Here is a 9,862-nt window from a genome sequence, read left to right on the forward strand (position 1 = left end):
CGGGGTGCGGCGCCTGCGGGCTTCGTCGCAACGGAGCGCTCGGGCGGCAACGGAGCTCCCCCCGGACCCAATAAGAGGTCCTGCCAGGAGCTGGCTGACGACTTTGCGTCATGCGTTACCGGGCCCGTCGGCCTTCGGCAGCGGCTGGATGCAAAGGAGAAAGCGGGGCCCGGTGCCGTAGTGAGAACGCCGCGAAATAAGCATGCGTGACGGCATGCGAGGCGAAGGCGGATTCTTTTGATGCGCTACCGCTTCGCTACTTTAGCGCTTGCTGGCGCGCCGAAAGGCGCCCGCCGCCTCTCCCAAAAGGAGATGCGGATACCATAGGTTTGCGCTTTTCGGCGCGCCACCCCCTCAGGGGGTCGGGTGGGCAACGGAACGTTTGCCCACGCTGAATGATGGTGGGCTTCGCCCACCCTACGGCTCATTGACATGACCTCGCGCGTCGACGCGGCGAGGCGCTGAATCTTGCCTGAACGCTGTAACGAACTCTCCGCTCCGCTCGGGCGGTCAGGTTGGTGGCTAGCCCTTGCCGGTCTGGCCGCGATGACGGAGGTAGTGGTCGGCGAGCACGATCGCGACCATGGCCTCTCCGATCGGCACGGCGCGGATGCCGACACAAGGGTCGTGGCGGCCCTTGGTCGAGACCTCGGTCTCGTTGCCCTTGGTGTCGACCGTCTCGCGCGGCGTGAGGATCGACGAAGTCGGCTTGACCGCAAAGCGCGCAACCACCGGCTGCCCCGTCGAGATGCCGCCGAGGATGCCGCCGGCGTTGTTCGATTTGAACACGGGCCACCCCGGCGGCCGATTGCGCATCTCGTCGGCGTTCTCCTCGCCCGACATGGCGGCCGCGGCGAAGCCCGCGCCGATCTCCACGCCCTTCACCGCGTTGATGCTCATGAGTCCGCTCGCAATGTCCTGATCGAGCTTGCCGTAGACCGGCGCGCCGAGACCCGCGGGCACCCCGTCGGCCACGATCTCGATGACGGCGCCGGTCGAGGAGCCCGCTTTCCGCACCTCGTCGAGAAACTTGGTCCAGACTTCCACCGCCTTGGGGTCGGGGCAGAAGAAGGGATTGTTGTCGACTTCCTCCCACCGCCAGTTGGCGCGATCGATCTTGTGCGGGCCGATCTGGACGAGCGCGCCGCGCACGCGCATGCCCGGCACCACCTTGCGGGCGATGGCGCCCGCCGCGACGCGGCACGCTGTCTCGCGCGCGGAAGCCCGGCCCGACCCGCGCCAATCGCGCACCCCATATTTGGCGAAATAGGTGTAGTCGGCGTGGCCGGGGCGGAACTTGTCCTTGATGTCTCCGTAGTCCTTCGAGCGCGCGTCGACATTGGCGATCTCGAGCGAAATCGGCGTGCCGGTGGTCACCTGCGCGCCCGTCGCCTCGTCGGTGAACACGCCGGAGAGGATGCGCACCTGATCAGGCTCCTGGCGCTGCGTGGTGAAGCGCGATTGGCCGGGTCTCCGCTTGTCGAGATAGACCTGGATGTCGGCCTCGGTGAGCGGGATGCCGGGCGGACAGCCATCGACCACGCAGCCGATGGCCGGCCCGTGGCTCTCGCCCCAGGTGGTGATGCGGAAGAGAAGGCCGAAGCTGTTGTAGGACATGGAAGGTCTCTAGCCGCTTCTAGTTGAGGGGGGGTGAAGGGTCAAACCGGGCCGTACGATTTGGACTCGGTTGCACCCTTCATTGGCACCACCGGGCCTTGAAATCGTCCCTCAATCGCCTCGGCTGATACGATTTTTCGTCTGATTCTTCCGCATGTTAGCTCAGCGCGCCTAGCGCGGGCCGGCCGAGACTTCGCCGGCCCTCCAAACCTTCCACAACCAAGAAATGGAGCAAGTCGAATGCGTGCTGCGCATGCGTTTTTCATCACCGTCACGATTCTGGTCCTGTCGGCGCTTCTGCCGATCGTTCCTGCTGAGGCCCGTGGGTACGGGGGCCGTCATTCGGTGGCTTCGCACAATGTGGGTCCACGGCCCGGGCGCTGGTGCGGCTGGTGGATGAGGACGCAATTGGGTGGGGGCCCTGAATATAACCTCGCGCGGAACTGGGTCCATTGGGGGCATCCTTCGGGGCCGCAGGTTGGGGCCGTCGTGGTGTGGCCGCACCATGTCGGCCTGATCACCGGACGCACCGCAGGCGGAGAGTGGATCGTCCGCTCCGGCAATGACGGCGGCCGCGTCCGCGAGCGTCCGCGCTCGGTGAGCGGTGCCGTGTTCCGCGTCGGCTAGACGACAACGCAAGGCAAGCGTCCCGCGCCTGACGGGGCGGGACGCTACTCCTTCTCCTTCATCACCGAAATATCGGGAGCGTCTTCGTTCTTCATGCCGACCACGTGGTACCCGGCATCGATATGCAGGATTTCGCCGGTAACGCCGCGGCCGAGGTCGGAGAGGAGATAGAGCGCGCCGGCGCCTACGTCCTCGATCGACACCGTGCGCCTGAGCGGGGAGTTGTACTCGTTCCATTTGAGAATATAGCGGAAGTCGGCGATGCCGGATGCTGCGAGCGTCTTGATCGGTCCCGCCGAGATGGCATTGACGCGGATCGCCCCCTTGCCGAGATCGGCGGCGAGATATCGCACGCTCGCCTCGAGCGCGGCCTTGGCGACACCCATCACATTATAGTGAGGCATCACCTTCTCGGCGCCGTAATAGGTGAGGGTGAGCAGCGACCCGCCGTTCGGCATGAGCTTCTCGGCGCGCCTGGCGAGCGCCGTGAACGAATAGCAGGAGATCAGCAGCGTCTGCGTGAAGTTCTCCTCGGTTGTGTCGACATAGCGCCCGTCGAGCTGTTCCTTGTCGGAGAAGGCGACGGCGTGGACCAGGAAATCGATGGTGCCCCATTCCTTGGCGAGCGCGGCGAACACCGCCTCGACCGAAGCTTCGTCAGTGACATCGCAAGGAAGCACGAGCTTCGAGCCGATCTCCTGAGCGAGCGGCTCGACCCGCTTCTTGATGGCATCGCCCTGATAGGTGAGCGCCACTTCGGCGCCCTGATTGGTCACGGCCTTGGTGATGCCCCAGGCGATTGAGCGGTTGTTGGCGACACCGAACACGACGCCGCGCTTTCCCGCCATTAACGTGCCGCTCTCCGCCATCAGCCCTCCCGCGCTTCGCTGTTCGCGGGAGCTTTATAATGCGGCGGGTTCCAGGCCGGAAGGCGAATTGCCGAACCGGGAGCGGGGGCAAAAGAGGTCCCTTAGCCGGCGAGCGTCCAGGAGCCGTCGGGCTCGCGGCAGGCGTTGCCTTCGATCTCGCGCTGGTAGCCTCCGAGCGAGAGCGAATAAACCACATGGCGGCACACGCGGCCTTTATCGTCGCGGAAGGCCGAGACCGGTTTGATCTTGCCTACGAGGCCGCGCTCGGGTCGCTTCCAGACGAGGGTCACCCCGTCGCCAAGCTCCTCGAGCGCAAGCGCCAAGGCCTGGTAGGCCGCCTGGCGGTCGCTTTGATCCAGTCTCCCGCGAAGCTCGTTAAGGCTTGACCCCGGGACGGCCCCGGTCGTCATTTGCGCTCCTCTCTCCTCGGCCTTGAGAGGATGAGAGGCGGGCGCCAAAATCGATACCAGGAGAGCGCCCGCCCCCATGATGATAGGAGCGTTCGAACGGAACGTACGCATAACCACTCGTCCCCTAACTCCGACGCGGGAATCGCTTAACCCCCCGCGCCCACTATCAACAGAGCCAATGGTGCCCTATCAGGGTGAGGAAAACGTAAATGCCCGTGCCGAGACGGGATGCCGCCTCAAAATTTTTGCTTGGTCGACAGTGAGCAAGAGCACGACCCATGACGGATCAAAAACCAGGCCCGCAAGCCCGCGAAATGGCTGATTTCACGCACGCAAACGACCCTTTTGCCCTGTTCGCCGAGTGGCTGAAGGAGGCGGCCGCCTCGGAGCCTATCGATCCCGACGCCATGGCGGTTGCCACGGCCGATGCCGACGGGCTTCCCAACCTGCGGATGATTCTCTTGAAGGGCGCCGACGAGCGAGGATTCGTCTTTTATACCAACAAGGAAAGCGCCAAGGGCATCGAGCTTGCCCACAATCCCAAGGCCGCCCTCCTGTTCTACTGGAAGAGCCTCGGGCGCCAGATCCGCATCAGAGGGCCGATCGAGCAAGCGAGCGACGCCGAGGCCGATGCCTATTTCGCCACACGCCACCGCGACAGCCGGATCGGCGCTTGCGCCTCGGCTCAGTCGCGGCCGCTTGCAAGCCGCGCCGTGCTCGAAGAGGAGGTTGCCCGCCTGACCAAGGCCTTCGGCTCCGGCGAGGTGCCGCGCCCCGCTTATTGGGGCGGCTACCGCGTCATCCCGCTTGAGATCGAGTTCTGGCGAAGCGGCGCCTACCGCCTGCACGACCGCATCGTCTTCCGCCGCGCTTCGCCCGGTGAGCCCTGGTCCAAGACGAGGCTCTATCCTTGAGGGTTACCACAAACCTGCCATTCCTTGGCCGTAACGGTTAGACTTGAGGGCAGTGGGCAGTCTTACGAGGGTTGCGACGTGAGTTATTCGATGGCGCGGTACTCGACCGCGCGCTACACGGTCAAGGAGGCACACGAGGCGCCGTGGGCGCGGCGTATCGCGCTGTTCTTCGTGCAGCTCCTCATCCTCACGGTCTTGCTGCACCGCTTCGCCTCGCTCGGCACGCCTGCCGCGATCAACCTCATCGTTGTATCGATCGCCGGCCTTCTCGTCGCCATCGCCATTGCCGTGTTTTCGATCGTGCGCATCTGGTTCGGCGGCCAGAGCGGAGCGAGTCATGCGGTGGCGGCCATCTTCGTCGCCTGCGTCGGGCTTGCTTTGCCGGCGTACTACCTTGTTAAAGCGGCCAGACTGCCGATGCTCACCGACGTGCAGACGAGCCCGGAAGAGCCGCTCGAGTTCACCACGCTGAACACCATGCGGCCCGCGGACGCCAATCCGCTGAAGGATCCCGATCAGGCGCAGATCGACGCTCAGGATGCGGCCTATCCCGATCTCGAGCCCATGGAGCTCGAGCGCTCGGCGCCCGAGGTGTTCAGCATCGTGCATGAGGCGGTCGATCGTCTCGGCTGGACCATCGTGGTGAGCGAGCCGCCGGGCGAGACCGGCGTCGGCCGCATCGAAGCCACCGCACGTAGCCTTATCATGGGCTACACCAACGACGTCGTCATCCAGGTCAAGGGCGATGATGCGCACGCGCAGATCGATGTGCGCTCGGCCTCGCGCTATGGCAGGCACGACTTCGGCGCCAACGCGAAATATATCGGCAAGCTGTTCGCCGAGGTCACGGCCGCGCTCGAGAAGGGCGAGAAGACGGTGCTCGAGCAGGCCGAGCCTAAGAAGGAAGATGCGGCGCCGCCGCAGGCGATCAAGAAGCGCGCTAAGAAGTCCGGGAAACGAAGACGCTCCGGAGACTGACGCTTCCCGTTGATGCCGCGACGAGCTCGCGTGCGGCAAGATGCTCGAGATGGGCGAGCACCGAGAGCGCCGCCGCGTCCTTGAGCCCGGCATCGATCGAGCCATAGAGCCGCTCGACGATCTGCGGGATTGTGCCGATGCCGTCTTCGAGACAGGCGAGGATGGTCTGCTCCCGCCATTTGCGGTGCATGATATAGGCCTTGACCACCCGTTGCGGCGTCTGGACGCGTCCGCCATGCCCGGGCAAGAACGTCTTGTCGTGGCGCAGCATAAGGCGCTCGAGCGACGCCAGAAAATCGGCCATGTTGCCTTCGGGCGGTGCGATCACCGTCGTGTTCCAACCCATCACGTGATCGCCGGTGAACACGGTGCGTTTGCCGACCAGCGCGAAGCAGAGATGGTCGGGCGCATGACCCGGCATGTGCAGCACGTCGAGCGTGAGGGTCCCGATCCTGACCGTGTCGCCGTCTGTCAGCGTGCGGTCGGGCACGAAGGCCGGATCGACGAAGGCGTAGCTTAGACCCGGAGCAACGGCGCCCCTCTGGCTCGCCGTGGGGCCGAACGAGGCGATCTCGCCGCCGAGCATCGCCTGCAGCGCGCGCGCTCCGTCACAATGGTCCCGGTGGCTATGAGTAATCAGGATATGAGTGAGACGCTCGCCCTTGACGGCCTTGGCGATCGCTTCGAGGTGGGCTTTGTCCTCGGGGCCCGGATCGACGACGGCGACCCTGCCGGTGCCGACGAGATAGGAATTGGTCCCGAGGAAGGTGTATGGCCCCGGATTGTTGGCGACGATGCGTCGGACGCAAGGCGCAACCTCTTCGGGCACGCCGTAATCGACATCGATGTTGCGGTTGAAGGCAAGCTCCGCCGACATTGGTCCAAAGCCGCGTTGGTCTTTTCGCCGAACCTTGCGCCTATTCTAGCGGAGCGAAGGGGAGGGGGCAGCGCCGCCCTCATCAGAGCGTTAAGTTTCCCATCGCTTTTTGCGCAAAATATGGCCTGTCGCAAAGGCTTGGCTCGGCTTGAGCGAGATCGGGCCAAAGTTGGCAATAATGGTCGGAGTGGGGAGATTCGAACTCCCGACCCCCTGCTCCCGAAGCAGGTGCGCTACCAGGCTGCGCTACACTCCGTCTGGTGGAAGTGCCCGTATATAGACGGGTCGGGCGGAGGCCGCAAGAAAAGGCGCCACGATCGAGAGAACACTCCATCCGTTGCTCGGAGCGCCCGATGCTGGTAGGAGGGCGTTCGCTCGCCCGCTGCGACCACCATATGTATTAGTCGAATGGGCCGCGGGTTTCGGGGCCGCCGGCAGCGGCGAAGCGATTGGGGCGTGGCCAAGCGGTAAGGCAACGGGTTTTGGTCCCGTGATCCTAGGTTCGAATCCTAGCGCCCCAGCCACCTAGTCGTGGGTTTTTCGCCTCTCTCGCGACACTTGCCAAAGCGTCGGCAAGAAGCCCGCAGTTGCGCCACCAATCGGCGGTGGTTCTGTCTCGCGTGACCTGAGAGAGCGCGTTTCGGCGGTAGAACGCGGCTTTCTTCCCGGTTTATCTCTACGGGCCAATTTCGGGGGTCACACTAGCCGAGTAGCAGATGGTTCCCGCGATCACCGTAGCATCATGATGTGATCCGAACTTCGAATCCGATGCTCCCAGCCACCTAGTCGCGCGCTTTCTGCCTCCCTACCCACCTTCCTCGGACAGTGCAGAAGAAGCGCGGAAATGCGCCACCAAACGGCTATGGCTTTACCGAAGGAAAGGCGAGAGACGCACACTTAGTTGGCCGGCGGGGAATTTCTCGCCATTTATCTCTGTAGGTTAGTTTTGGGGGTCACACTAGCCGATCGGGCAGATGGTCGACCTACCGGTCGATGATCTTCTTGTCAGCTGTCGTTTGCGGCAAGTGCTAATGACCGTGAGAGATCGGCTGGCTGAGGTCCCCGCGAGTCGGTGGCTCCGCTTGTCCAGTTACACGCCCCAATGCACCTGCTGCTCTTCATCCTCGTCGCGCGCGGCATCAACCGCACGCCGCATCTGAAGCGACATTTTCTTAGCCCACCGTCGCACGGCTCCGATGGGATGATTCTCGAGGCCACGAAGCGGCTCTTCATAGAGCGCGTAATAGGTGGTGCGCGAGCCCGACCAGCCGAACGTATGCATGTTGCTGAATAGAGCGTTCAAGACATCGTCGCGGTTACCAAAGTCATTCAGAAGGCGCTTCACGATCGGATGAAACTCGCGACCAACAGCGTCGGGGCTTCGACTGGTCAGAACGGGAGCTACGCGCGCGACGAAGGCCGGGCCAGCATCAGGATGGGCGTGGCACCAGGCAAACAGCATATCCTCCGGAAGACCCAAAATCGGTGGGTTCGGCTTGTCGTCAAATGACGGACTATCCCCAAGAGTGAGTTCGAAGAGCCAAGCCTTCTTCCGATCACTCACAATGGCTTGTCCTATCAGCGGCCATACGGTCTGCGCGAAATCGGCCAGGAGAATTCGCAATAGCGGCTTGATCAGGTCTGCTCCGTCGTCCGAAGGGTCGGCCACTAGCTGTTTAGCGATTGTCATCGCGATGGCGCCTGCATCGGCGTCTTGGCTTCCTTTGGAGAGGATCCACTCCATGAGCTCTTTGAAGTGATACTCGTCCATCTGCGACCTGGGATGCTTTTTCTGCCGCTTCCCAACGAAACTAGCGGCAAGACGCAACTGGGGGCGCAGCTCATTCAGCCGCGCCGCCTGCCCGTGCACATACATCCCCATGAGGTCGAGCGCGATCGAATAAAATGGCTGCTCCATTCGGAGCATCTGGTCGAAGAGGGGCGCTACCGAAGCGGGTCGCAGCTTCGCAAGCTTTCCTCCAAGCGTCCACTGCATCATCGGAAATGTAGGGATTAAGCCTGCTTTGAGTCCTTTGCAGACGAGACTTATGTCGCTGTCGCGGATACCTGCACTCCAGCAGACAAGCGGCAATGCTGGAGCGAAGACGGCTGATTCAGCCGCCTGTTGCTTGAACTCCTCGAATGCGGCTGGATCGCGTTCCGCGAGCCTTGCGAAGTAGCCAGCCAGCAGGCTGAAATTTCTTTCCTTGGCAGGTACGGCCTCGATCGCCGCCATGAGCGGTCCGCGCCAGGAGAACGGATCGCGCGCACGCGTTGCCAGAGAATGGCCAAACTCCGAAGCCATGCGCTGGTTACCGCGGCTCAGTTGCGGCAGGAATCGCAAGAGTGCCTTCTCATCTCGCAGCAGCTCGGCAACCAAGTGGTCAACCGCTTCGACTTGGCGCTTACCCCTCGTGTCAAAATCGAGTTTCTCGTCGCCGGGAAAGTCCCAGGGCATCTCCGTTACAAGAAATTGGACTCGGTCAGCGAGTTCATTTGGGGTTAATGTTTTAATTAGAGTCCTGACACGCGCTTCAACACCAGGCTGCAGACTGTCGACGTCATACTGCAGGATATCGCCCAGCGATGCGAGCGCTTCCGGCCAATAGCGGTGAGCAGTAGCCACTTTGACCGTCCACTTCTCCACATCCTCGATCAGGCCATGCGCGACGAACATGCGGAACTGGTGCCCGAGCCCAGCTCGCGCCCGAGCTCCCACCTCATCGGATCGCGTCGCTAGTTTCGCTAGGCGGTTCGCGCACTCCGTGACGTAGTCCCACGCTTCCTTCCAGACCTTCGGTGTCCATGGTCTGAGCGCAGGGCGGCTACCGTGGAATTCGGATCCGACGCTCCGTGAGAAAGAAGTGGTCTTCGCGCCCTCAAGCAGGGCATCCACCACGACAGAGAGACGCGAACTTTCGCCCCTAGCTATTATGTCGTCGATGATCTGAAGTCGCGCTTCGGGGCCGGCCTCTGTGTCTGCAAGCAGAGCAGGAAAAAGCGCCTTAAACTGGCCGGTCGCGTTATTTCCCCAATCTTCGCTTTCAGCCACAGCAAGGTCCAGCAGCAATACTGCGCCGCACTCGAACGTGTTTGCGACGAACGCTATCTTTTCGAGCGCCCATACAAGATGGCGCCGAATGTCGCCTTCGATATCCTTGAGCTCAGCCGGTTCCAACGTGCCAAGAACGCGCTCGAGCAAGGTGACGACTGCCTCCGAGTCCACCTCCGCAAACGAGGAAAGAACCTCGGAATTGCCTTTGCTCAATAAGCCCTCCAGCGACGCCAGGGGGCCATTAAAACGGCACACGTGGCGAACGACCTCACTGCTGATCGGCTTAGTGTTTAGCAAAGAGAGCTGATCGGCCGCCCGTCTGCGCAGATGTGCAGGGACAGAACCCGTCAGAATTTCATCCCAAAATTTCGGGTCCCATTGGCGCCATTGGCGTTCAGCTAAACTAAGCGCAACAGGTTGTGGTTGAAGTGTAATGAGACGTCCATGGCGTTGTGCGACACCACGTCCGCGAAGTTCCTCAAGAGCGCTCCGAAGATCGTCGGCTGTACGATTCC

General features: G+C 62.6%; 8 protein-coding genes and 2 tRNA genes. 4 read left to right on the plus strand and 6 right to left on the minus strand.

The features are described 5' to 3' along the window. Positions 1-522: 522 nt before the first annotated feature. On the minus strand, positions 523-1,617 hold the full coding sequence (gene aroC, locus VFB18_RS05720) for a chorismate synthase (protein ID WP_324972082.1): 1,095 nt from the start codon (positions 1,615-1,617) through the stop codon (positions 523-525). Positions 1,618-1,857: 240 nt separating this feature from the next. On the opposite strand from aroC, the gene VFB18_RS05725 reads away from it, so the two are divergent. Next, positions 1,858-2,244, plus strand: coding sequence for a hypothetical protein (locus tag VFB18_RS05725; RefSeq protein ID WP_324972085.1), 387 nt, complete (start codon positions 1,858-1,860; stop codon positions 2,242-2,244). A 44-nt stretch (positions 2,245-2,288) separates the two neighbouring features. Here the strand turns inward: VFB18_RS05725 and fabI are convergent, their stop codons facing one another. Both fabI and VFB18_RS05735 read right to left on the minus strand, forming a co-directional pair. After that, a complete protein-coding gene (gene fabI, locus VFB18_RS05730; RefSeq protein ID WP_324972088.1) occupies positions 2,289-3,113 on the minus strand; it encodes an enoyl-ACP reductase FabI in 825 nt (274 codons plus the stop codon). A gap of 101 nt (positions 3,114-3,214) precedes the next feature. Further along, the gene (locus tag VFB18_RS05735) at positions 3,215-3,523 is read right to left on the minus strand and encodes an RT0821/Lpp0805 family surface protein (protein ID WP_324972091.1); all 309 of its coding nucleotides are present in this window, start codon (positions 3,521-3,523) and stop codon (positions 3,215-3,217) included. A 278-nt stretch (positions 3,524-3,801) separates the two neighbouring features. On the opposite strand from VFB18_RS05735, the gene pdxH reads away from it, so the two are divergent. Together pdxH and VFB18_RS05745 are read left to right on the plus strand one after the other, a co-directional pair. Further along, on the plus strand, positions 3,802-4,437 hold the full coding sequence (pdxH, locus tag VFB18_RS05740) for a pyridoxamine 5'-phosphate oxidase (protein ID WP_324972094.1): 636 nt from the start codon (positions 3,802-3,804) through the stop codon (positions 4,435-4,437). Positions 4,438-4,515: 78 nt separating this feature from the next. After that, positions 4,516-5,415 carry a DUF1499 domain-containing protein gene (locus VFB18_RS05745; RefSeq protein WP_324972097.1) on the plus strand — a complete coding sequence of 300 codons (900 nt, stop codon included), beginning with the start codon at positions 4,516-4,518 and terminating at the stop codon, positions 5,413-5,415. On the opposite strand, the gene VFB18_RS05750 is transcribed toward VFB18_RS05745, so the two are convergent. Both VFB18_RS05750 and VFB18_RS05755 read right to left on the minus strand, forming a co-directional pair. Then, the gene (locus tag VFB18_RS05750) at positions 5,378-6,292 is read right to left on the minus strand and encodes an MBL fold metallo-hydrolase (protein WP_324972098.1); all 915 of its coding nucleotides are present in this window, start codon (positions 6,290-6,292) and stop codon (positions 5,378-5,380) included. The genes VFB18_RS05745 and VFB18_RS05750 overlap by 38 nt on opposite strands. A gap of 179 nt (positions 6,293-6,471) precedes the next feature. Further along, positions 6,472-6,548 (minus strand) — tRNA-Pro (locus tag VFB18_RS05755). Between the two features lie 194 nt (positions 6,549-6,742). Between VFB18_RS05755 and VFB18_RS05760 the strand changes: the two genes are divergently transcribed. Continuing rightward, positions 6,743-6,816, plus strand: a tRNA-Gln gene (locus tag VFB18_RS05760). Positions 6,817-7,382: 566 nt separating this feature from the next. Here VFB18_RS05760 and VFB18_RS05765 read toward each other — a convergent pair. Beyond that, on the minus strand, positions 7,383-9,560 hold the full coding sequence (locus VFB18_RS05765) for a hypothetical protein (protein ID WP_324972101.1): 2,178 nt from the start codon (positions 9,558-9,560) through the stop codon (positions 7,383-7,385). Positions 9,561-9,862 lie beyond the last annotated feature (302 nt).

The organism is Methyloceanibacter sp., assembly GCF_035650995.1.
Classification (GTDB): Bacteria; Pseudomonadota; Alphaproteobacteria; order Rhizobiales; family Methyloligellaceae; genus Methyloceanibacter.

Bases quoted from the DNA above. Each gene is read 5' to 3' on its own strand.
- VFB18_RS05735 (WP_324972091.1), bottom strand. From the start codon at position 3,523: ATGACGACCGGGGCCGTCCCGGGGTCAAGCCTTAACGAGCTTCGCGGG.
- fabI (WP_324972088.1), bottom strand. From the start codon at position 3,113: ATGGCGGAGAGCGGCACGTTAATGGCGGGAAAGCGCGGCGTCGTGTTC.
- aroC (WP_324972082.1), bottom strand. From the start codon at position 1,617: ATGTCCTACAACAGCTTCGGCCTTCTCTTCCGCATCACCACCTGGGGC.
- pdxH (WP_324972094.1), top strand. From the start codon at position 3,802: ATGACGGATCAAAAACCAGGCCCGCAAGCCCGCGAAATGGCTGATTTC.
- VFB18_RS05750 (WP_324972098.1), bottom strand. From the start codon at position 6,292: ATGTCGGCGGAGCTTGCCTTCAACCGCAACATCGATGTCGATTACGGC.
- VFB18_RS05725 (WP_324972085.1), top strand. From the start codon at position 1,858: ATGCGTGCTGCGCATGCGTTTTTCATCACCGTCACGATTCTGGTCCTG.